This window comes from Rhizobium lusitanum (genome assembly GCF_014189535.1).
Lineage (GTDB): Bacteria > Pseudomonadota > Alphaproteobacteria > Rhizobiales > Rhizobiaceae > Rhizobium > Rhizobium lusitanum_C.
Window position 1 is genome coordinate 1,853,986 of record NZ_CP050308.1, and the last position, 21,224, is coordinate 1,875,209.

The 21,224-nt window shown below is 58.6% G+C and carries 20 protein-coding genes and 1 pseudogene; 9 read left to right on the forward strand and 12 right to left on the reverse strand.

Annotation, left to right across the window (positions count from 1 at the left end):
• Positions 1-88 precede the first annotated feature (88 nt).
• The gene (locus HB780_RS22710) at positions 89-1,675 is read right to left on the reverse strand and encodes an aldehyde dehydrogenase (NADP(+)) (RefSeq protein WP_183696868.1); all 1,587 of its coding nucleotides are present in this window, start codon (positions 1,673-1,675) and stop codon (positions 89-91) included.
• 267 nt (positions 1,676-1,942) lie between these two features.
• On the opposite strand from HB780_RS22710, the gene HB780_RS22715 reads away from it, so the two are divergent.
• Complete coding sequence (locus tag HB780_RS22715; RefSeq protein ID WP_183696871.1) at positions 1,943-3,454, forward strand: mechanosensitive ion channel family protein; 1,512 nt, start codon at positions 1,943-1,945, stop codon at positions 3,452-3,454.
• Between the two features lie 17 nt (positions 3,455-3,471).
• On the opposite strand, the gene HB780_RS22720 is transcribed toward HB780_RS22715, so the two are convergent.
• Positions 3,472-4,092 (reverse strand): NAD(P)H-dependent oxidoreductase, encoded by a 621-nt coding sequence (locus tag HB780_RS22720; RefSeq protein WP_183696875.1) that lies wholly within the window; start codon positions 4,090-4,092, stop codon positions 3,472-3,474.
• 78 nt (positions 4,093-4,170) lie between these two features.
• Here HB780_RS22720 and HB780_RS22725 point away from each other — a divergent pair, with 78 nt between their 5' ends.
• The gene (locus tag HB780_RS22725) at positions 4,171-4,788 is read left to right on the forward strand and encodes a TetR/AcrR family transcriptional regulator (RefSeq protein WP_183696879.1); all 618 of its coding nucleotides are present in this window, start codon (positions 4,171-4,173) and stop codon (positions 4,786-4,788) included.
• A gap of 18 nt (positions 4,789-4,806) precedes the next feature.
• Here the strand turns inward: HB780_RS22725 and HB780_RS22730 are convergent, their stop codons facing one another.
• Positions 4,807-6,336 carry a S10 family peptidase gene (locus HB780_RS22730; RefSeq protein ID WP_183696882.1) on the reverse strand — a complete coding sequence of 510 codons (1,530 nt, stop codon included), beginning with the start codon at positions 6,334-6,336 and terminating at the stop codon, positions 4,807-4,809.
• 212 nt (positions 6,337-6,548) lie between these two features.
• Here HB780_RS22730 and HB780_RS22735 point away from each other — a divergent pair, with 212 nt between their 5' ends.
• Positions 6,549-7,280, forward strand: coding sequence for a dienelactone hydrolase family protein (locus tag HB780_RS22735; RefSeq protein WP_183696885.1), 732 nt, complete (start codon positions 6,549-6,551; stop codon positions 7,278-7,280).
• A 95-nt stretch (positions 7,281-7,375) separates the two neighbouring features.
• On the opposite strand, the gene HB780_RS22740 is transcribed toward HB780_RS22735, so the two are convergent.
• Positions 7,376-8,062 carry a cysteine hydrolase family protein gene (locus HB780_RS22740; RefSeq protein ID WP_183696889.1) on the reverse strand — a complete coding sequence of 229 codons (687 nt, stop codon included), beginning with the start codon at positions 8,060-8,062 and terminating at the stop codon, positions 7,376-7,378.
• Between the two features lie 238 nt (positions 8,063-8,300).
• Between HB780_RS22740 and HB780_RS22745 the strand changes: the two genes are divergently transcribed.
• Positions 8,301-9,191, forward strand: coding sequence for an amino acid ABC transporter substrate-binding protein (locus HB780_RS22745; protein WP_183697392.1), 891 nt, complete (start codon positions 8,301-8,303; stop codon positions 9,189-9,191).
• 220 nt (positions 9,192-9,411) lie between these two features.
• Positions 9,412-10,020, forward strand: a complete 609-nt coding sequence (locus HB780_RS22750) for a J domain-containing protein (protein WP_183696892.1) — start codon at positions 9,412-9,414, stop codon at positions 10,018-10,020.
• 178 nt (positions 10,021-10,198) lie between these two features.
• On the opposite strand, the gene HB780_RS22755 is transcribed toward HB780_RS22750, so the two are convergent.
• Positions 10,199-11,095: a LysR family transcriptional regulator gene (locus HB780_RS22755; protein ID WP_183696895.1), complete on the reverse strand. Its 897-nt coding sequence runs from the start codon at positions 11,093-11,095 to the stop codon at positions 10,199-10,201.
• Between the two features lie 218 nt (positions 11,096-11,313).
• Here HB780_RS22755 and HB780_RS22760 point away from each other — a divergent pair, with 218 nt between their 5' ends.
• Both HB780_RS22760 and HB780_RS22765 read left to right on the forward strand, forming a co-directional pair.
• On the forward strand, positions 11,314-11,496 hold the full coding sequence (locus HB780_RS22760; RefSeq protein WP_183696898.1) for a hypothetical protein: 183 nt from the start codon (positions 11,314-11,316) through the stop codon (positions 11,494-11,496).
• A gap of 38 nt (positions 11,497-11,534) precedes the next feature.
• A complete protein-coding gene (locus HB780_RS22765) occupies positions 11,535-12,698 on the forward strand; it encodes a mandelate racemase/muconate lactonizing enzyme family protein (protein WP_183696901.1) in 1,164 nt (387 codons plus the stop codon).
• A gap of 129 nt (positions 12,699-12,827) precedes the next feature.
• On the opposite strand, the gene HB780_RS22770 is transcribed toward HB780_RS22765, so the two are convergent.
• The 4 genes from HB780_RS22770 to HB780_RS22785 all read right to left on the reverse strand — a co-directional run bounded on the left by HB780_RS22770 (position 12,828) and on the right by HB780_RS22785 (position 16,702).
• Positions 12,828-13,967 carry a hypothetical protein gene (locus HB780_RS22770; RefSeq protein WP_183696904.1) on the reverse strand — a complete coding sequence of 380 codons (1,140 nt, stop codon included), beginning with the start codon at positions 13,965-13,967 and terminating at the stop codon, positions 12,828-12,830.
• A 126-nt stretch (positions 13,968-14,093) separates the two neighbouring features.
• Entirely contained in the window at positions 14,094-14,786 is a 693-nt protein-coding gene (locus tag HB780_RS22775; protein ID WP_183696907.1) for a DUF3313 domain-containing protein, read from the reverse strand.
• A 148-nt stretch (positions 14,787-14,934) separates the two neighbouring features.
• A complete protein-coding gene (locus tag HB780_RS22780; RefSeq protein WP_183696910.1) occupies positions 14,935-15,564 on the reverse strand; it encodes a methyltransferase family protein in 630 nt (209 codons plus the stop codon).
• 103 nt (positions 15,565-15,667) lie between these two features.
• Positions 15,668-16,702 carry an ABC transporter substrate-binding protein gene (locus tag HB780_RS22785; RefSeq protein ID WP_210334185.1) on the reverse strand — a complete coding sequence of 345 codons (1,035 nt, stop codon included), beginning with the start codon at positions 16,700-16,702 and terminating at the stop codon, positions 15,668-15,670.
• A 370-nt stretch (positions 16,703-17,072) separates the two neighbouring features.
• Between HB780_RS22785 and HB780_RS22790 the strand changes: the two genes are divergently transcribed.
• Both HB780_RS22790 and HB780_RS22795 read left to right on the forward strand, forming a co-directional pair.
• Positions 17,073-17,765 carry a response regulator gene (locus HB780_RS22790; protein WP_183697394.1) on the forward strand — a complete coding sequence of 231 codons (693 nt, stop codon included), beginning with the start codon at positions 17,073-17,075 and terminating at the stop codon, positions 17,763-17,765.
• Positions 17,766-17,791: 26 nt separating this feature from the next.
• On the forward strand, positions 17,792-18,949 hold the full coding sequence (locus tag HB780_RS22795) for an ATP-binding protein (RefSeq protein ID WP_286203170.1): 1,158 nt from the start codon (positions 17,792-17,794) through the stop codon (positions 18,947-18,949).
• Positions 18,950-19,003: 54 nt separating this feature from the next.
• Here HB780_RS22795 and HB780_RS22800 read toward each other — a convergent pair.
• The 3 genes and pseudogenes from HB780_RS22800 to HB780_RS22810 all read right to left on the reverse strand — a co-directional run.
• Positions 19,004-19,224, reverse strand: a pseudogene (locus tag HB780_RS22800) (ATP-binding protein); the annotation flags it as partial.
• 86 nt (positions 19,225-19,310) lie between these two features.
• On the reverse strand, positions 19,311-20,015 hold the full coding sequence (locus tag HB780_RS22805; RefSeq protein WP_183696918.1) for a helix-turn-helix transcriptional regulator: 705 nt from the start codon (positions 20,013-20,015) through the stop codon (positions 19,311-19,313).
• 2 nt (positions 20,016-20,017) lie between these two features.
• The gene (locus HB780_RS22810) at positions 20,018-20,950 is read right to left on the reverse strand and encodes an NAD(P)-dependent alcohol dehydrogenase (protein WP_183696922.1); all 933 of its coding nucleotides are present in this window, start codon (positions 20,948-20,950) and stop codon (positions 20,018-20,020) included.
• Positions 20,951-21,224: the final 274 nt, after the last annotated feature.

Below are 21,224 nucleotides of genomic sequence, written 5' to 3' on the forward strand. Positions count from 1 at the left end.
GTTACCCTTTACGGCAGACCGGAAAGGTCAGCCCTCACCCTGTGAGGTGGCCCGTAGGGCCCTCGAAGGGCGAGGGCTGATTGGATCATCAATAGCCGCCGCGCACGCCATCCAGCAGATGCGGCAGGCCCTTGATGCCTTCATCCCGCAATTCCGCCGGCAGCAAGCCTTCCGGAATATCCTGATAGGACACCGGGCGCAGGAAGCGGCGGATGGCAAGGGTGCCGACCGAGGTGGTACGGCTGTCCGACGTCGCCGGGAATGGGCCGCCATGCACCATGGCGTGGCTGACTTCGACGCCGGTCGGCCAGCCATTGGCGAGAATGCGCCCGGCCTTGCGTTCCAGCACCGGCAGCAGTTTGGCGGCAATGGCGTGGTCGCCGGCATCGAGCTGCAGGGTTGCCGTGAGCTGGCCTTCCAGCTTTTCGGCAACCGCAATCATCTGGTCGATATCCTTGCAGCGCACCAGCAGGCTCGCGGCGCCGAAGACCTCGTGACCGAGCCGCTCGTCGGCGAGGAATTCCTCGGCGTCAGTTTCGAAGAAGATGCCGGGGCTACGGTTGACGCCTTCCGCCGGCGCTCCATGAGCAACCGTCTTCACCGCTTCATGGCCAGCAAGAGCCGCAACACCATTGTCGAAAGCGGCATGGATGCCGGGTGTCAGCATCGGCGCCGGTGCACGGCCGGTGAGCGCCGCGCTGGCGGCATCCACGAAACGGTCGAGATCGAGGCCGTCGATGGCGAAGACCAGGCCCGGATTGGTGCAGAACTGGCCAGCGCCAAGCGTCAGCGAATCGATGAAGCCCGTGCCGATCGTTTCAGCGCGGGCGGCAAGGGCTGCCGGAAACAGGAAGACCGGGTTGACGCTGCTCATCTCGGCATAGACCGGGATCGGCTCGGGCCGTGCCGCTGCGATGGCACCGAGCGCCAGGCCACCACCACGCGAGCCGGTGAAGCCGACCGCCTTGATATGCGGATTGCGCACCAGCGCGGCGCCGGTCTCGTTGGCGCCGGTCAGCAGCGAGAAGGTGCCTTCCGGCAAGCCGCAGGCAGCAACGGCGGCGCGGATGGCGCGGCCGACCAGCTCGCCGGTGCCCGGATGGGCGAGATGACCCTTGACGACGACAGGGCAGCCAGCTGCAAGCGCCGAGGCCGTATCACCACCGGCAACCGAGAAAGCGAGCGGAAAATTGCTGGCGCCGAAGACGGCGACGGGGCCGAGCGCGATCTGGCGCAGGCGCAGGTCCGGGCGCGGCAGTGGCTTGCGTTCCGGCAATGCCGGATCGACACGCAGATCGAGCCATTCGCCGGAGCGAACCACTTGCGCGAACAGGCGGAGCTGGCCGACGGTGCGGCCGCGCTCGCCCTGCAAACGGGCGACCGGCAGACCGGTCTCTTCCGTAGCGCGCTCGATCAGCACATCGCCGATCTCCAGAATATTGGTCGCGATCGTCTCCAGGAACGTCGCACGCGCCTCCGGGCTGGTGGCGCGATAGATATCGAATGCCTGGGCGGCCAACGCGCAAGCGCGGGCAACCTCCGCCTCGCTGGCAATCGCGAAGGCCGGTTCCAGGTTTGCGCCGGTCGCCGGGTTGATGGCGCGCACGGACTTGTTTTCGCCGGTCGACTCCGCGCCGATCAGCAGATCGCCGCTAATCACAAAAGACTGTGTCATGGGTATTCCTTGATGATGCCGGGCGCTGGGAGGTGCGCCCGTCAGGAGCAGATAGCAGGATGAAATGACAGATGTAAGATGATAATCGTCATCTAAATATCAAGCCTTATCCCGGAGATAAGACGGTGACGACCTTATGCGCCGACCCCACACAGGGATCAAGACTGAAGAGGGTTGGGAAACCAGCATGCCATCCCTATATGGCGTTGCGGCAGAGTTCGTGCCAATTTACCAGTCATCCGAACGATTGATTGCGGCCAAGTCCCCATGTCCATTGCACTTCTAGCCGATCCCATCGTCCAGTTCTGCATCCTGGTGGTCATCGGCACATTCGTCAGCCGCTTCCTGCTTCGCCACCGACGCGCCGGCCGGCTGATCGGGCAGATCGCCTTTTTCATCAGCCTGACCGCGCTGCTGCTCTATCACGGCATCGTGCCCTATGAGCAAAGCCCGCCGCAGGAAACGGTGACGTTGCGCGTCTTCATCGGCTTCGCCAAGATCGTCTGGTGGATCAATGGTGCCTGGGTGCTGGTCGCCTTCGTCCGCCTGTTTCTGATCTTCGAACGTAAGCCGCGCGAAGGCCGGCTGCTTCAGGACGTGGTTGTCGGCATCATCTATCTCGGGGCCATCCTCTCCGTCGTCGCCGATGTCTTCAGCGTCCCCATCGGCACGCTGATCGCCACCTCCGGCGTCTTCGCCATCATTCTCGGCCTGGCGCTGCAAAGCACGCTCAGCGATGTCTTCTCCGGCCTGGCACTCAATCTCGGCCGGCCCTATTCCATCGGCGATTGGGTGGTGCTCGACAACGATATTCAGGGCCGGGTCGTCGAGACCAACTGGCGGGCCACGCATCTGCTCAACGGCACCAACGACCTCGTCGTCATTCCGAACAGCACCCTTGCCAAGACGCGGATCACCAATCTCTCCAGCCCGGACGAAAGCCACGGCGTCACCATCACCGTGCGCGTACAGCCGACTACCCAGCCGAACGTCATCGCCGAGGTAATGCGCAATGTTCTGATCAGCTGCAACGCGATCCAGAAGACGCCCGAGCCCAGCGTGATGGTCGATTCGATTGACGCGCAAGCCGTGGAGCTGCAACTGACCTTCCGCATCCGCGACATATCGCAGACGACTGCCGCCAAGAACGAACTTTACGATCTCATCTACCGCCATTCGAAAGCCGGCGGCCTGAAGCTCGCCGACCCTCCCGGTGCGATCATCATGCCATCGGAAGAGCGGGCAGAGACGGCGGCCAGCATCGCCCAGCATCCGGGCACGCCCTGGCGGCTGCTCAACAATATCCCGCTGTTTTCGTCGCTGACCGAAGACGAGAAGGAACACCTCGCAACGCATATGCAGCGCCACACCTATCGCAAGGACACCGTTATCGCCGAGCAGGGAACCCGGCTGCGGGCCCTGACGATCGTGCGCTCCGGTGTTGTCAACATCACCCGCAAGGACGCGCAGCAACAAATCGAGCTGACACGGCTCGCCCCCGGCGACTACTTCGGTGAAGCCGGCCTGCTGATGGACACCGGCGAAGTCGGCACGATCAAGGCACTGACCTTCGTCGTCACCTACGAGATCGGCGAGGATTGCCTGGCCCCCCTGCTGCACGACCGGCCCTCCCTCGCCGAGGAACTGGGGGCCATCCTCTCAAAACGCATCGAGGCCGAACACCACCTCTTCGGCGCCAGCAACATGCTGGTCAACGGCGCTCCCGTCAGCTCGCTGAGCGCCCGCATCAAGCACCTGTTTCAGATACAGCACGATTAGAACTTGCCGCTAAGCGTTCACGCCGCATCCGCCGCCTCGGTTCGCTTGGATGCATGAAAGAGATTGCGGCCGACGGCGAGCGCCGCCTTCAGATGAGATGCCACATCCTGCCCCTCTGATCCGAGCAGAAGCTCGGATGTGACGACGCGCGCGCCACAGTAATCGAAGATCCCGTGGTCGATCTGCGTCTTCATCGCGCCGAAATAGCCGTGCCGCGCATAGGTGCGCAGACTGGCGCCGCCGATGGCGATCAGATGAACCTTGAGATGGCGAAGCTTCTTCTCCGATTTTCCGTCCGGACCCTCGTCATAGGCCCAGCCATTGGTGAACACCCGATCGATCCATCCCTTGAGAAGCCCCGGCATCGACCACCAGTAGACGGGATAGACCAGCACGAGGGCATCGGCGCGATCGATCCTCGCCTGTTCGGCGGCGACATCGGTGGCGGGCGGCGCCTGTCTCAGATGGAGAGCGATATCAGCTGCGGTGAATCGCGGATCGAAAGCCTCCGCCGCAAGATCGGCGATCTCGAAGGTATCGCCCTCTCCGGCCAGGGACACGCCCTCGGCAAGATGCGCCGCGACACTGTGGCTGAGCGACTTTTGATCAGGATGCGCGACAACGATAAGCGCGTGCATGGCAAAACCCCTGCGAACGGATTGCGGGCTAGGAAAACATCTTATATACCTTTAGTAAGTTACTTTTGGTATATAGTGATGTCAAGCACCGAAGATATGGAGCCGGCTTCCAACTCGCCACCGCGTCGTCGGTTGACGCGGGAGGAGCGGCATCGTCAACTTCTGGCGGTCGCATGGCGGGTGATCCGCGAAGAGGGTACGGAAGCCCTGACGCTCGGGCGGCTTGCCGAGCGGGCCAATATCACCAAACCCGTCGTCTACGATCATTACAGCACGCGGCCGGGCCTGTTGGCTGCCCTTTACCAGGATTTCGACGCACGGCAGACGACGGCCATGGACGCCGCAATTCTAGCAAGCAAGCCGACCCTGACGGACAGGGCGGCAGTCATCGCCTCCGCCTATGTCAATTGCGTGCTGCTTCAGGGGCGCGAAATACCAGGCGTGATCGCGGCACTGGCCGGCTCACCGGAGCTCGAAAAGATCAAGCGTGACTATGAGACCGTGTTCATCGAGAAATGCCGGATCGCCCTCGCCCCGTTTGCAAAGACCGGTACCATCGCCTCCGCCGGCCTGTGGGCCATGCTCGGGGCGGCCGAGGCCCTGTCCTATGCCGCAGCGACTGGGGACATTACGGCTGCGGAAGCACAGGCCGAACTCTTCGAAACCATCGTCGCCATGGTCGCCAGAAACATCTGACGGCGGCATGCATCTGCTCTAATTCGATTGCACCGCGGGCGGTGTCGACGGCTTCGTCGTAAAAAATGCCTTGGCATCCTCGCTGAACTGCTCGCGCGACGTCGGCCGCGTGTAGAACATATGTCCGCCGCGATAGAGCTTCAGCGCCACGCGATCGGCAAAGGCTGGCGGCATATGGTCGAGTACGTATTTGTTGACGCTAAAGGGAATGATGATGTCGCTGTAACCCTGCGCCACCAGCAGCCGAGAAGATGGCACCAGCGACAGCATCTCCTTGATATCGTCCGTCGCGCTGGCACTCAGCCGCGAGCCGCCTTTGCGGCCACCCCAGTTCCAATGCTCGTTCACGGCGCTCGATAGCAGCGTATAGGTTATGTCGGTATGGAAGCCGAGTTCGTCGCGCGCATAGCTGGAAAAAGCACCACCATAGGCGCGCACGAAACCATCCAGGATCGGATCGCCACCATGCTCCGCATCCGACTGGGGATAGGGATCGGGCGCCAGGAACGAGGCATCGTACATACTGGCGACATCGGCGCCGGTGCCATCGGAATGTTTCTGGTAGACCCCACCAAGAAAGCCCTGGTTGCGGGCAACGACATCTTCGGGAATGCCGGTCAGCTTAGCCACGCGCCCATAGAAGGCGCGGCCGGCATCACCGGTCGGCGGCGGGCCAGCCAGTGCCGGCAGATATTCGTTCAGCGCAAATGTCTCGGCGTCGGGAACCCCCTGCTCGCTGAAGACATTTTTCCGCTCCAGTTCGGCGGCGGCCAGCGACGGCAATTCAAGTGCTGCGCCGAACGCCAGATCATTCGCCCCAAAGACGAGCCGCCCCTCGATCAGCGGCGACAACATGACGATGCCGGAAAGCAGGATGCCCTGCTCCCGCCGCAGGCTGGTGGCGACCTTTGCCGAACGGAACCCGCCATAGCTTTCGCCGAGAATATATTTTGGCGAGGCGGCCCGCCCATTGTGGGCGACGTACAGCGCAATCGCCTTGGCGAGGCTGTCGGCATCCGAACGCACATCGTAGAAATCACTGGCGTCATCCGGCTTGACCGTGCGGCTCCAGCCGGTGCCGATCGGATCGATCAGGACGAGATCGGTAAAATTCAGCCAACTCTGCGGATTGTCCACCAGCTTGGCATTGGCGCCATCGCGGGCGTCCGGACCAAAATCGAGGATACGCGGGCCGACGAGGCCGAGGCTAAGAAAGGCAGAGGCAGCACCCGGCCCGCCATTGAAGACGAAGGTGATCGGCCTGTTGGCATCACGATCCTTGGCAACATAGGCGGAGTAGAAGATCGCCGCTGTGCGCGCGCCATCCTGGCCAAAAAGATCGAGCGTTCCGGCCGTCGCCTTATAGGGAATACTCTTGCCGTCGGCATTCAGCACATGATCGCTGACCGCGTCGGCCGGCAACAGGGAAAGAACGCTGCCGCCACCCCCGCCGCCAGTGTGGCCCGGCTCCGGCGGTGCGGCAAAGGCGAGCGTCGAGACAAGGGAAAAGACCAGCGCAAGGCCCGGAACCATCTGACGAAAAGACATAAGAATGCATCTCCATCGGCCCCGCGCAGCGACGCCGTTGCCCCGGATACTATTCCATCGATAGCAAAAGCGGGAACTCAAGAGATGTTGATCGCTAACCCGCCTGTCGCATCCCTTTGAAAGGGAAATGCTATTGAGTGCCGGCCTGCCCTTTGCCAAAGTACCGGCCCCGGGGAAAACGCTCACGAGCCTGGATCGCAAGGAATTCGACAATGAAGCAGGATATTGAAATCAATACCGCCGATGGCGTCGCCAAGGCATCGCTCTTCCGCCCCGACAATGATGCATCCGCCGAGCGCGGCGTCATCTTCTACATGGATGCCATGGGTCCCCGCGCGTCGCTCTTTGGCATGGCCCAGCGGCTTGCCGATTCCGGTTACACCGTGCTCTTGCCCGATCTCTTCTATCGCTTCGGCGACTATGGCCCGTTCAATGGTACAGCCTTTGGCGACCCGACCTCGCGCGAGGTAATCATGACGATGCTGCGTGGCACGACGCAGGAGATGACCAAGCGCGACAGCGCTGCCTTCCTCGATACGCTGACAACTGCCGGCGCCAAGGGTCCGGTCGGCGCTGTCGGCTATTGCATGGGCGGCGGACGCGCGCTGGCGGCCGCTGCCACTTATGCCGACCGTATCGCGGCGGCGGCAAGCTTCCACGGCGGCAATCTCGCCAGCGACACCGAAGACAGCCCGCATCGTCTTGCCGCCGACATCAAGGCGCGCGTCTATGTCGGCGTCGCCGGCGTCGATACCAGTTTTCCCCCGGAACAATCCGCCCGCCTCGCCGAGGCGCTACGGATCGGCGGCGTCGACCATGCGATCGAGAACTATGTCGGCATGGGCCATGGCTGGACCGTCCCCGACCACGGCGTCTACGACGAAACGGGCGCGGAACGGCATTGGAAACGCCTGCTGAACCTGTTCGACGAAACCCTGTCCTGAAAGATCAGCTGGCCTCAAACAAAAACACCCACTCTCGAGCAGTGAGAGTGGGTGTTTTTATGGATTGGGCTTTGTCCGACAAACCGGGCGAGCGACTAGAACTTGATCATGTCGATCCGGGTCAGCGTCGTCTTTTGCGAAACGCCGGGCGCATTGACCATATGCCAGGCCACATATTGCTCGGCGTAAAGCTCGGTGGACGACATGCCGTCCACCGGCAAGATGATGTTCATACCGTTTAGCGCCGCATCCGTGGCAGTATCAAGAACCGCGCCTTCCGACGCCGTACCCGTGACGATCACCGTCTGGATCCCCTTGTCGGAGAGAATGTTGCGGAGATTGGTGCCGATGAACTTGTCCGGGCCAGATTTCACGATCGGGTCGCTTGCCAGCGGCGCCAGATCCGTGGCGATATCCTGCGGCTCACCCTTGCCGGCGAGGCTATAGACAACGAACACGCCCTTGGCGCGTGCCTCGTCCAGCATCGCCTTGACCTTCGGCACGGAGGCAAGGCAGCGCGGCTTGGTAGTCTTGTTGCACGGTCCCTTGGTCGGATCCTGCGCACCGTTGAAATCGAGGATCAGCAGCGCCGTCGTCTTGAGGTCGACCGTCACCGGCTTCAACTCCGGCGCCGCCGGCGGTTTCACCTTCTGCCAATCATCGATGACGGTCTGGGCAGACGCCGCCGAAGCGCCGAGAGGGCTCAGGACCGCGCTGAGAGCGATGAAACCCAAGCCGAAAGCAAAGCCCGAATTCCGCATAATGCTGCCGAAATGTTTCATGCCGTCCCTCTCTCCAATTCCCAAGGTCTCATCGGCCTCACCACGTACCCTGGATAGGTGAAAACGCACGGGATGATAACGAAACTCTTTGTGATCCCCAAAATGGCCGGAACAACGCCAGACGGACAAGCTTGCAGCGAAATTTCTGCAAGACAATCCACCGTTGACAAATACCGGCCGCACCATAATCTCCCCTCAAGCGTTTGCGATCGCCACCATTCTTTCGGAGATGAAGATCATGCTGGCGAAATGCATGAGACGGTTGGTTCTGGCAGGCCTCGCCCTTGGCATTGCGGCTCATGTAGCCACTGCCGCGCAAACACTCGACCTTATCGCGCAGAAGGGAACCATCCGGGTCGGCTATATCACCGACGAAGCCCCCTTCTCCTTCAAGGGGAAGGACGGCATTCCCACAGGATACACCATCGACCTCTGCGGCAAGATCGCCGATGCGGTGACGCATAAGCTTCCCCAGGTGAAGCGCGACTATGTTGAAATCACCCTTGCCGATGGCTTTGACGCGGTGAAAAGCGGCCAGATCGACCTTCTCTGCGGCGCCGTCACCATCAATCTTGCCCGGCGCGAGACCGTCGATTTCTCCCAGCCGATCTTCCTCACCGGCGCAAGCGCGCTGCTGCGCAAGGATTCGCCCGAATACCTGCAGATCCTCTTCCTCGACAAACGCCCGACCCGCGCCACCGACACGAAATCGCCCTCGGCCAGCATCATCGGCGTCCGCTCCGCCACCACGACCGGCGCAACGCTGCGCGAGGCACTCGGCTCTGACGTGCCCAAAACCCGCGTCGTCGATTTCCCCACGCATCAGGACGGACTGAACGCGCTCGAAAACCACAAGATCGACGCCTATTTCGCCGACCGCGCCCTCCTCATCAGCCTTGCTACGCATGCACGCACACCCTCGGCGCTGGCCATCGGAAACCGTCTGTTCACGCATGAACCCTACGGGATCGCCCTAAGGCGCGACGATTCCGCCTTCCGCCTCCTCGTGGACCAGACGCTCACCGGATTTTACCAATCCGATGATTTTCCACAAACGCTGAAGACCTATTTCGGGGATGAGGGGGCTGTTCTGCGCAGCGAGATCATGACGCAATCCATTCCGGAATAAAGCCAAGGATCCGGGCTGATCCTCCCGGTGCAATTCGGCGCCCCCGGAACGATAGAATGACCGCGTTGCGGGCTATTGTTTATGACGGATGCGAACTTCCGACCCCGCCGAGCCGTGACAGTGACATTCGCACTGCAGCTGGCTGATGAATTAACTGGAATCCGTAGCAACCAGTTCGCTATTTCTTGCCGAAATGAAGCACTGCCGCCATATAGGTGCCATGACGCTTGATTCGAAGATATTTGTTGGCCTTAAATCCTCTCGTAAGAAGGCTGCTCCGCAGAGCGAGCCCACCGGTCCCAGATGCCAATGGGACGGCTGCGAAAAGAATGGTCCACATCGCGCCCCGGTAGGGCGGGATGCCGAAGGCCTGTATCTGTTCTTCTGTCTTGAGCACGTGAAGGAGTATAATAAGGGATACAATTTCGCGACGGATCAATCTGACAAGGACATTGCCCGCTATCAGAAGGAAGCCGCCATGGGCGGCCGTCCGACCTGGGGCACCACCGTCAAACAGGCTTCCGAAACTCCGATGCCGTCCAATGTCCGTTCCGGTTCTGCACAGACATTGAATGCCCGCAAAACTGCCGCACAGCGCAAGGCGCAAAAGACCGATTTGCAGATACGCAAACTCAAGGTGCTGGAAGCCAAGGCATTTGAGACACTCGGTCTTTCGCCGGATGCGACGCCGGAGGAAATTAAAAGCCGCTATAAGGAAAGGCTCAAAATGCACCATCCGGATGCCAACCAGGGCGATCGCGCATCCGAGGACGAGCTTCGAGCATCGATCGAAGCACATAAGATCCTTAAGCTGAACGGATTTTGCTGAAAGAGCTTCCATTTGGTTATGTGCAGCTGCTGTCACTTGAGCGACCGGAGCGCGTCGTCGCGGCGCCTGCATGAGGATCAAGAACAACGGAATTAGACTTCGGAGCTATCGTATTCGCACCCATCGTTGATTTTCATCGGCCGATGACCGGTGTGCTTGTGACCAGCATCAGATCAGCTTATTTCTGAACGAGCTCCCAAAACGCCTCAGCAATAGCGGTCATCCGCTTTCGGGGGCGGATGAGAACGATCTTCACGCTAACGGCCCATTCATCCGACGCAGCCTTCGTCAGCCGGCCTTTTGGCCCCAGTTCGTCCGCAGCAAGGCTTTCGGGTATCCAGGCCACTCCCTTCCCATCGGCTGCCAAGGCTTTTAGCACCATCGCAAGATGGGACGTAAAGACGGTATTGAGATGAAGCTCACTCAGTCTGGACGAAAGGTTCGAGGCAAGGATGCGCCCCATGCCGGACTTCTCTTCGAACGCAATCTCGGCAACCGGAGCCTCCTGCGTACCCGGCAGATGATGAAGCGCACCACCTTTCTCATCCTTGCCGCTGACAGGAATTAGCCGGTCAGTCGATAACTCGACATGCTTGAAATCCGCCGCGTCCAGGCGAATTTTGCTGTTCTCGTGGTAGTGGCACAGGAGAAACTGGGCACGCCCCTCCAGCATGATCTTCTCGCATTCGTTCATGTTGTCGGACAACAGTCGAATAGGCATAGTCGAGGTGACATGCCCGAGGCCTTGTATCCAGCCTGGGAAGAACACGAATGACAGAGCGTGGGTCGCCGCGAAGGTCACTGTCGAAGAATCCGCCCGTGTACGATCCAGGTCTTGCCTCACCCGTTCCAGTCGGTTGGCAACATCGTTGGCCGCATCCAGCACGATTTCCCCCGCCGCCGTCAGCTTCAGGCGATGCGTGGATCGATCTACCAATTCCAACCCACACCATTCTTCCAGGGCTCGGATACGGCGGCCAAACGCTGGCTGCGTGACGTTGCGATTTTCGGCCGCACGGGAAAAATTCAGTGTTTCGGCCAGGGCCTGAAGATCGGCCAGCCAAACAGTCTCCATCCAATCACACCTCAGTGAGCAATGCCGCCACCGCACCGAGATACATCCAGTTCCCCCACGAAATCAAGATGAATGCTGGCGCCAGAGAGCAAAGTTCAGTTTTCGCTATGCCAAAACGGCACCAATAGAACCCGTATCGGCATTGGACGAGGAGCCTCCCTTATCCCTATGACATGCCCCTGTACGGAGGAACCTATTTAAACAGGGAGGAGAGACCAATGGCTAGGCGCCTGTTGAGTCAGCTTTACATACAGGTGTTGATCGGCATCGGGATCGGTATCATCGCAATCGCGAAATGGGAAGGCGCTCTCGACCAGGAGACGGTCAACGCTGTCATCGCCGAGCATCCCGGCGAGCGTCCCCTAGACATCACCGCGTCACCCGCCGAACTGGCGTCCTGATCACAAGTAAATCGAACACGTACCGAACGGAGAATACTATGCGTATCGTTGATGTTTGCGAAGTTACGAAGCCAATCGCTTCGCCCATCCGTAATGCCTATATCGACTTCAGCAAAATGACGGCCAGCCTGGTCGCCGTCGTCACCGACGTCGTCCGGGACGGCCGCCGTGTTGTCGGCTACGGCTTCAACTCGAACGGTCGTTATGGCCAGGGTGGCTTGATCCGCGAACGCTTCAAGGACCGTATCCTCGAGGCCTCTCCGGAAAGCCTGATGAATGACGCCGGCACCAATCTCGATCCGCACAAAATCTGGGCGACGATGATGATGAACGAGAAGCCCGGCGGGCATGGCGAGCGGTCGGTCGCCGTCGGCACCCTCGACATGGCGATCTGGGATGCAGTTGCCAAGATCGAGGGCAAGCCGCTCTTTCGCATGCTGGCCGAGATGAAGGGACGTGAGGCCAATCCGAAGGTCTTCGTCTATGCGGCCGGCGGTTACTATTATCCGGGTAAGGACAACAGTGCGCTTCGCAAGGAGATGCGCAGCTATCTCGACCGTGGCTATAACGTTGTGAAGATGAAGATCGGCGGGGCGTCAATCGATGAGGATCGCGGTCGCATCGAATCTGTCCTCGAAGAGATCGGCTCGCAAGCCCGGCTGGCGGTGGATGCCAACGGTCGCTTCGATCTTGAGACCGGCATCGCCTATGCCAAGATGCTGCGCGACTACCCGCTCTTCTGGTACGAGGAAATCGGAGATCCGCTCGATTACGCCCTACAGGCGGCGATTTCCGAGTTTTACGACGCCCCGATGGCAACCGGCGAGAACCTGTTCTCCCACCAGGATGCCCGCAACCTGCTGCGTTATGGCGGTATGCGTGCCGACCGGGACTATCTGCAGTTTGACTGCGCCTTGTCCTATGGCCTCGTCGAATACCTTCGGACCCTCGACGTCCTGCGCCAGTTTGGCTGGTCGCCTTCTCGCTGCATTCCGCATGGCGGCCACCAGATGTCCCTCAACATTGCGGCAGGACTCGGTCTCGGCGGCAATGAAAGCTACCCGGACCTGTTCCAGCCCTATGGCGGCTTCCCGGATGGCGTGAAGGTCGTCGACGGACATATCACCATGCCGGAGCTGCCGGGCATCGGCTTCGAGGGCAAGCCCGACCTCATCAGGGTCATGCGCGAACTCGCCGAGTAGGAGCGGTTTTGTGGTTGGTTCCGAGATCCGAGGAAGGCGGGGGACAACACTATCGAAACGTCACCTCGCCGACCGGTTCAGCGGAGAAGGGCTCAACGCCTACGTTAATCCCCATAACGACGTTGCTCATTATCGAGCTGTAATGGGGACTTTATTGCGCCAATCGTCCACCAAATGCGTGTTTTCTGCGAGGATGTGGCATGTCTTGCCGCTTTTCTTTTGACAGCTGGCCAATGCCTGCTGGCGAGCATCCTCGATGGATCGGGCGCCGTAGCGCCAATAGAGACCGCTCGCATTGTCTGCCACAGCAATTGCTTTCTCAGTCGCACTTTTTGAGTATTGCTCAGCACTCGATCGATCCGCAGGCGTCAGCATGGCAAGGAGCGGTGCGAATTCGTCATCATTCATCGCAGGTAGATGATTGCGCCGCAGAAAATCGTCAATTCTGGGCTTGGTCAGCACGCTTGCCTCCTGCTTGTACAAGGTGTGCCCATCGTTTTCGAAGGGCGGAAGCCCCACGAAATCCACCCTTCCACCTTCCAAACGGTATCCGGCCAAAAGCCGCCGGGCGAGATCGGGTCCGAAGTATGGATCGTTAGCGGCATAGAGCCAAAGCGTCGGCGTTGGATTGTTGCGTCCGAAATCGGTAAAGTTTCGCACAAGATCCGCTTGGAACAAGGAGCAATCAGAAGCAGGCACGCCCACCTTGGCGTAGTGATAGACGCCTCCAGAAATATTGACGACAGCCGTCAATGGTCTGTTCGAGCGCCCAGCAAGGTCCAGCATCGACGCACCGCCGATCGATACACCCACACCCAATGTTACGGACGGGTCGACATCAGTGCGTGTATGCAACCTTGCCAAAGCCGCGGCAAGCTCATCGCCGTGCGCATTGAGAAACATGGAAACGTTTGGCTTTGAACAATCCCCGGCCTCGTTCATAAAGGCTCCGGTGGACCCACCGTAGCCCGGCCACACGATCGATGCGGCAATCCAGCCTCGATGTGCAAAATCATGCGCCATTTGCGCCATCCAGTCCGGATGCATGTCGGATGGAGAGGCGCCTGCGGAGCCGTTGACGATCAGCACAAGCGGAAACTTGTCGCCATCAACTGGCCGAACCACAAGCGCTTCGAGCTGTACGGCATTGGATCCGACCTGAATCGGTAGCGACAACTTCTCTTCCTTGACCAAATTGTCGGCGGCGCCTTGCTCAACGAATAGGAGAAGACCAATGAAAGGCAGAAAGGTCCGCCACAAGAAGCTCATGTCACGACCCTTTTAAAATAAATCGTATTCTATTCATTGAGTTCGATCTCCTGATCACAAGCGCTGGTCGCCTGCGTGACCTGGGCCAACGAAGCCGTCCGGCGCGCAACAAGCACCGAACGGTGATCAATGAAGCGAAGCAGCGACAGTGGGATGCAGTTTTACAATGAGATCATCGGCACCCTTTTGGATTCCGACTTTTGACGCCCCCAGCGGTCCCAGGCTTGCGCCCACATTGAGCGCACCAGGATACTGCTTCGAAACGTAGGCTAAGAGGAGTTTGTTGGTGGCGCTGTCGTATAACTCGACATAGTAATTAATGGAACCGCTGAGTGTCCCTTCTTTTCCACGGGCCGCCTGAACGCTGTTGACCGCCAGCCCGAGGGGCATAAGTTTTGCTGCCGTGGAGAGAACCGGAGCACTCGACTTCGCGCCTGTCAATGTGAGTCTGAGCCTTAGCGTGGCAGGACCTGGTATTGAGGTCAGCGTGTATTTTGACTTCAACCGATTTTCGAATGTGTCTTTCATATAGGAAGCAAGAGCGATCTTGTCTTTGTCGTTTATATTGACAAAGTGGTGGTCGCGATCTCTGTAAATTTGGACAGGCTCGACGATCACTGCGGAGTAGGCCCTGAAATTCACACCGCCACCGGAATAGAGCAGCGGAACTTTTCCATCCTTGTTGTGGGTGTTTACAGATAGTTGTCTGGAAGAGGCGATGCCTTGGTAGGCCACCGGATCGGTGCTAGCGCAGCCAGCCGCGATAGCCGTTAGCGCAACCAAAGCAGTACGGGAAAAACCCAGAAAATTTACCGACATGAGAAACTCCTGATGGGACAAAGAAGCGGTTTGGGGGACACCTGGGCGCAAAAGCTTGCACGGCCAGGCGAAGGAGAAAGACGTCGCACATCCGCGATACGCCTTGAGATGCGGCGCTTAGATAGCGTGGCGATCCGCCTGATTGCGTTTAGGGAAGGATAATCGACATCGGAAGAAGACCGCTTTCGCGGAGATATTCGACCAATTCGGAAAAGGGAATCATGGCCAAAATGAAAAGAGCGTCTCGGACCGTCGCCAGCAGCGCTTTTCGAGAAATGGCGTGAGCCTGTCCCCACTTGAACATTGAGACATCGGGCCAGAACAATGGTGTGCGACGGGCATATTCTGCGTATTGTTCGCCGAACAGATGCGCCAAATACAGTGCTTCCCGCTTCGCCGTATATCTGAACACGATGTAGGCGAGCGGCGTGAAAATCGCCGTGGCAAGCAGGCTTCCAAACACCAGGCAGACGCCGCTGATCGTAATCAGGGAAAAGAGATAAAGAGGATTGCGGGTGACCGAATATGGCCCCTCGGTCACAAGCTCCAAATTTTTCAGGCCGCCAACATAGACGATCGACCAGATCCGCCCCATGACGCCAAACGCAATCAATAATGTTCCAATCTGGGCGATCAGCGTCAGAGCGAGGCCTCCGAGGGGGAAGACCGGTCCGGCGACGAGGTGGAAAGTGATAAACGCGGCAGTGAGTGCCCAAAGCGCCCAGATTCGCGACTTTTGCTTGAAAGGACGATCAGAAGGTGTCGTGTAAATGGCCATTGTTTTCAGCTCTATAGTGTTCAAATAACGACGCAGATGCTGGCACGCGCGATTCCGCGGCCGCAGCCATGCGCGATGACGCTTTGCACCCTTGTAATTCCGTCTACGGGTTCGTTGGCTGCCTTGGCAGGCCAGCAGCCTTTTCCAGGTATTGAAGGTCGTAGTATTTCTCGACGTCCGTCAGCGTCTTGCGCGGCTCCCCATACTCGCTCCGCAAGGCCAGCACGGTTTTTATTCCCGCGATGTCGAGGTCACCTGTTCGGTTGATCCCCTTTTCGGGGTGCAGGAGGATTTGGTAGGTCGCGTCGGCAAACGTCTCCGAGATATTCGGCATATTCCTGCGCAGGATTGCGATAGCCTCAGCCTTGTTGGCCGGATCATAGAGCCAGTCGAGAGCGGTAAGATATGCGCGTATATAGCCGACGAGTGCCGCCTCATTGTCTTTCGCCCAGCTTCGACGTACGGAGAAAGCCGTGCCCTGATAGCGGTCAAGAACATCGTCAGCATCGGCCAGCCGATTGAAGCCTCTGGCTTGCGCGGCCGCATGCATTGGCGAGATCAGGAGAGTGCCTGACTGTTGTTTCGCCATTAGCGCCTGGAAACGCTCCTGCAACCCGCCGACGCTGACGAATTCCACATCGGAGAACTTGAGCCCGCCTTTCTCCAGCATCTTACGCAGTACGAACGCATAGCCGGTCGTGACGGCGTCAACGGAGAGCTGCTTTCCCTTGAGATCCGCATAGCTCTTCACCTCCGGCACAGTTACGAACTGCAGAAAGCCGTGGTTGCCGGCGCCCATGAAGGCAAAGATGTCGGGCTTCTCTTTTGTCGGCGCTTCGCCCTGCCCTTCCATATAAGCGATCACATTGTCGATCCCTGCCATGGCGATGTCGAACCTGCCGTCGATAAGGCCGGTCATCAGGAACTCCGAGTTCGGCGTCGGCGTCAGCGTCACCGCGATACCGCTGCGATCGAAATAGCCTTTCTCTTGCGCTGCCCAGATCGGCCAGTTGTGGGGGCTCGGAAACGCAATCACCGATATCGACTTCGGTCGCTCGGCGGCTGCGGCCCCGACGCTCTCAGGCGCGACATAAAAGGATGCCGCTCCAAAGAATGCGGTCGCCGTCGAAAATAGCATAGCTCTCTTCCACTTTTGCTTGATGTTCACGCGCGGAGATCTTGTCGGCCATATTCCGGATGTTGCACCCAGTAAGCTTCTCATTGAGCCGAACCGTGCGACCCTCGGCGCGGCTGGCCGCTGCTCCTCGACGAGGACCGAGTTCAAGTAATCAAATGCAAGTCGCATGCCGATGTCTCCGAAAGTTCCGATACCAACGGTTTGCGGCGAGACGATCAAGGAATGGTCAAGACGAGATCAAGATATTGTCCGGAAACGGTGGTATTGTCGTGGCAGCGCGGTTTGGAATTTGCAGACGTCCTCGTTGTCCATCATAATTTTGCCTTCGGCGTCGAAACGGAGGCAGACGAAAGAATTGCAGGGAATTAGCGTGGACAACAGTCTCGTTCTGATCGTTGAGGATGAACCGGCAATCGCGGAAATACTCGAAGGGTATCTGTCGCGAGATGGCTTTCGAACCGTCCGGGCCAGCGACGGCGAAACCGCCCTTCAGCATCATGCTCAACTGAAGCCTGATATCGTGCTACTGGATGTGCGTATCCCGAAACTCGACGGTTTCGCCGTTTTGAGCCGCCTGCGTCAGACCAGTTCTACGCCTGTCATTATGGTGACGGCCATCGCCGATGACCTCGACCGCTTGAGCGGCCTGCGTCTTGGCGCCGACGACTATGTCGTCAAACCGTTTAACCCGCAGGAAGTCGTTGCCCGGGTCAGGGCGGTTCTGCGCCGGACCCTGGGAGAAAGACAGGATACAATCCAACGGTTTCGCGCCTTGGAAGTGAATTTCGGCAGCTACACCGCCGTCGTCGACATGGACGGGAAGCGCGTGCCACTGTCTCTGACGTTAAGCGAGTTCCGAATTCTCGCCCATATGATCCGCCATCCGGGCCAGGTTTTTGCGCGGTCCGATATTCTCGACGCCTGCCTGCCTGACAGCGATGCCCTGGTTCGCACTGTGGACATGCATATTTCCAATCTTCGACGCAAGCTGGAGGATATGGGGCAGAAAGGCTTTTTCCCTGCGGTACGCGGAGTTGGCTACCGTTTCTTCGATCCCGAGTGAATATGCCCAGATTTTCCAACTTTTCATTGGCCACGGTCACCGCGACTGTAATTGCAACCATGCTCGTTCTCAGCGTCGGCATGACTGGTCTAGGGGTCGGCTGGTATGCCTCCTATATCGAGCAAGGTGCAACCGACAACCTGCCGCCGAGTGCCGAGGCCGCCTTTCGGGATTTGAACGAGGGTGCCGTTCATGACAGAGATGCGCTCAAGATTCTGCTCGATCATATCGAAACGCAGACGGATCTGAGAATTCAGCTTTCCATAGTGATTTCCAGCCTGTTTTCCGCTCTGACATGCGCCATCATCGGGACATATCTGGTACGACGGATCGCAAGTCCCTTGGAAGAGCTTACATCCGCCGCCAAAGCCCTGGAAACGGGGGATTTTTCAGTGCGGGTCGCCGCGTCTCTCAACGGGACCCGTGAAGTATCCAGCCTTGTGGAGAGCTTCAATGCTCTTGCCACGGGTCTTGAGACGATGGAAGAAAGATTGCGTTTCAATAATATGGCGGTCGCGCATGAACTGCGCACGCCGCTGACGATTCTACGGGGGTCGTTGCAGGGCATGCTCGACGGTGTCTTCCCCATGAGGCGGAAGACCATTTCCAATCTTTTGCTTCAAGTCGAAGGCCTGGGAAGAATTGTCGAGGATTTGCGCACGCTTTCACTGGCAATAGACCAGAAACTCGTGATGCAGCGTCAAAGGCTCGATGTTGCCGAGGTCGTCAATGCCATTCTTGCATCGGCGAAACCCCTAATCGACGCATCCAAGTTTCAAGTCGAGACCGATCTTCAGCCGGCCTGGATATCCGCGGACTCGTCCCGTATCCGTCAGGCTGTGCTGGCCCTTTTGGAAAACGCCTGCCGCTATGCAGCAAGCGGCGGTCGGCTGCGTTGCGAAACGGAGCAACTGGCGGATGGGAACGTCGTCATCCGCGTTCTCGACCGTGGCCCGGGCTTTCCGGAGGACATGCAGGCGGTGGCGATCAACCCCTTTTGGCGGGGCGATCCGTCGCGTTCGCGCGCAACTGGCGGAACAGGGCTGGGGCTCTCAGTGGTGCGGGCGATAGCAATCGCTCATGGAGGACATCTAGAGCTTGCGAACCGGACGGGCGGCGGTGCGATTGTAGAAATCCATCTGCAGCGCCAGCAGAGCGGATTGTCAATCAGTACTGAACATTGACCCTTTTGCCTATCCAAGTTTGCGCCCCATTTACGGTAGATCAGCGCTTGGCCTTTAGCTCTGAGAGCGGTTCTTGGAGCGCCAAGATTCATTTCCGGTCTCGACGATCTCGCAGTGATGGGTCAGGCGGTCGAGGAGCGCCGTCATCATCTTTGCATCGCCGAATACCGTCGGCCATTCTTCGAACGATTGAGATAATCCGCCGTTCGTCCCGGCTTTTCTCTACGCGTTTCCGTTTCCAGAGGGTTGATCAGACCGACGACATTAAAGAAGCGGCGCGTGTTCCGCTGCGGGTGAGATCCCGGAAGCGGCCCATCGGAGATTATTTAGTTCGGCGATACGTCGGCGATAGAAATTAGGCTCAACAAACTTCGCCTTCGCTGTTGCAGGGCCTTATCTCGTGTGCGCGCCATTCCTTTACGAGCTGGCGGCGGTTTCGTGAATATCGCTCGACCAGGACCTCCGCAGTTTCGATATCTTCCAATCCGATTACACGAAACTTTTCGTCCAGTTCACACCAGGCCGCGATAAAACGTTTTGAATCTATGAACCCCAGCATGATGGGCCAGACGATCTCCTTTCCCAGGTTGAGATGTTTCAGAGATAGCGTGATGCGCAGCTTGCGCTGCTCTCGCAGTGACCTGCGGATCTCGCTTAGATCCAGCGGGCCGCCCCCTTTCAGGGGATGCCCGACATAGATCATATCTTCGTTGAGACCGGATCGCATGTCAGGTGGAAGAACAGCATTGATTTTGGCCAGCGCGTTCTTCACGGCGAAGGCCAGCGAATCGTCCGTCTGGCGACTAACCCACTGGGCACCGATCACGAGCGCCTGGACTTCCTCGTCCGTGAACGACAGCGGTGGGAGAAGGAAGCCGGGCTGCAAGATATAGCCGACACCTGCCTCACCATCAATGTCGGCGCCCATATCCTGCAGGGTGGCGACGTCTCTGCGTATGGTGCGCAGAGACACGCCGAGTTCGTTGGCAAGCGTTTGCCCCGACACCGTCGCGCGATGTCTGCGAAGGACTTGCATCAGGTCAAACAGTCGATGACTTCTTGCCATTTCTACTCCATTGCCATGACGCCCTTGCCACCTAGTTTGCGGCCTCTCTCAAGCTCGCCAATAAGTGGGATCGCGCTGCTCAGTGACACAATTTCTCCAATTGGGATCTTGAACTTGCCTGCGCTAGCAGCTTCGGCAACTTTTTCCAGGATTTCGGCCCGGGGAGTACCAATGATGGGCTTTAGCCGGCGATCAAAGGCTGCGCGAATGAACTTGCCGAGCCCAGGGTTCAAATCTAGGAATACGCCTCCTTTGCTCAGCATACTCATTCCGTCGGAAAGTGTCAGCGTCGCCGCCGTATCGTAGACGACGTCGAAGCGATCAGCAATCTTGGACAGATCGGTGGTACGATAGTCATAGACCGACTTTACGCCAAGCGATCTGGCACGCTCCATGTCGTGCGCGCTGCAACTCCCCGAAACAGTGGCGCCAAAGAGCTGGGCGATCTGCACGGCTGCTTCGCCGACAGCACCGGCGCAGCCGTTGATAAACACATGCTGGCCAGGCCGCAGCTTTGCCTTATCGATAAGCCCGTTCCAAGCCGTGACGCCTGGTGTGCCAAGGCATGCGGCATCCTCGAAAGAAACATTATCCGGCTTTCGAGCCAGGAACATATCTTTTGTCACCACGGCTTGCCCGAACGCACCGCTTTCCTTGAACTTAGCAAGACCGAACACTGCGTCACCGATCTTAAGCCGTGTAACGTCGGAGCCAATCGCAGTGACTATCCCCGAGAAGTCCATTCCCATGGCGCGGGGAAAGGTTTTGCCGGTGACGATCTTCATTTGGCCTGCACGGAGCTTCCAGTCGATAGGATTGATCGCCGCGAACTTGACCCGCACGGCAACCTCACCTTTTCCGACCGCGGGCAACTCGAAGTCCTCAACCCGCATCAACTCCGGGCCGCCATATCTGCTATATTGAATTCTTTTCATCAGAGTGCCTCAAGCCAAGCAAATTCAAAAACGGATGCTTTGTCAAAGAGGCGAGGTCGCGCCGCCTTCTGGCAAGCGACTGAAGAAGCGTCGATTGATATAAGTCTGGACATGCTTTCAGATCCTTTCTGGCGTTGTACGAGAGAGGGTTCGACGTCTCTCTCTGCAATTGCAAACGTACATAAACCAGCATGGGGACAGTTTCTGTCACCATTCTTTCTGAACGATCAAATGCAAAGTTCCGGAGCAGATGTCGGCTGCAAGGAGGTACAGA

Coding starts and splice junctions, on each gene's coding strand:
- HB780_RS22810 (WP_183696922.1), bottom strand. CDS start 20,950: ATGAAAAGAATTCAATATAGCAGATATGGCGGCCCGGAGTTGATGCGG.
- HB780_RS22805 (WP_183696918.1), bottom strand. CDS start 20,015: ATGGCAAGAAGTCATCGACTGTTTGACCTGATGCAAGTCCTTCGCAGA.
- HB780_RS22745 (WP_183697392.1), top strand. CDS start 8,301: ATGCTGGCGAAATGCATGAGACGGTTGGTTCTGGCAGGCCTCGCCCTT.
- HB780_RS22780 (WP_183696910.1), bottom strand. CDS start 15,564: ATGGCCATTTACACGACACCTTCTGATCGTCCTTTCAAGCAAAAGTCG.
- HB780_RS22785 (WP_210334185.1), bottom strand. CDS start 16,702: ATGCTATTTTCGACGGCGACCGCATTCTTTGGAGCGGCATCCTTTTAT.
- HB780_RS22755 (WP_183696895.1), bottom strand. CDS start 11,095: ATGGAGACTGTTTGGCTGGCCGATCTTCAGGCCCTGGCCGAAACACTG.
- HB780_RS22720 (WP_183696875.1), bottom strand. CDS start 4,092: ATGCACGCGCTTATCGTTGTCGCGCATCCTGATCAAAAGTCGCTCAGC.
- HB780_RS22775 (WP_183696907.1), bottom strand. CDS start 14,786: ATGTCGGTAAATTTTCTGGGTTTTTCCCGTACTGCTTTGGTTGCGCTA.
- HB780_RS22715 (WP_183696871.1), top strand. CDS start 1,943: ATGTCCATTGCACTTCTAGCCGATCCCATCGTCCAGTTCTGCATCCTG.
- HB780_RS22760 (WP_183696898.1), top strand. CDS start 11,314: ATGGCTAGGCGCCTGTTGAGTCAGCTTTACATACAGGTGTTGATCGGC.
- HB780_RS22750 (WP_183696892.1), top strand. CDS start 9,412: ATGACGCTTGATTCGAAGATATTTGTTGGCCTTAAATCCTCTCGTAAG.
- HB780_RS22710 (WP_183696868.1), bottom strand. CDS start 1,675: ATGACACAGTCTTTTGTGATTAGCGGCGATCTGCTGATCGGCGCGGAG.
- HB780_RS22765 (WP_183696901.1), top strand. CDS start 11,535: ATGCGTATCGTTGATGTTTGCGAAGTTACGAAGCCAATCGCTTCGCCC.
- HB780_RS22735 (WP_183696885.1), top strand. CDS start 6,549: ATGAAGCAGGATATTGAAATCAATACCGCCGATGGCGTCGCCAAGGCA.
- HB780_RS22730 (WP_183696882.1), bottom strand. CDS start 6,336: ATGTCTTTTCGTCAGATGGTTCCGGGCCTTGCGCTGGTCTTTTCCCTT.
- HB780_RS22770 (WP_183696904.1), bottom strand. CDS start 13,967: ATGAGCTTCTTGTGGCGGACCTTTCTGCCTTTCATTGGTCTTCTCCTA.
- HB780_RS22740 (WP_183696889.1), bottom strand. CDS start 8,062: ATGAAACATTTCGGCAGCATTATGCGGAATTCGGGCTTTGCTTTCGGC.
- HB780_RS22725 (WP_183696879.1), top strand. CDS start 4,171: ATGTCAAGCACCGAAGATATGGAGCCGGCTTCCAACTCGCCACCGCGT.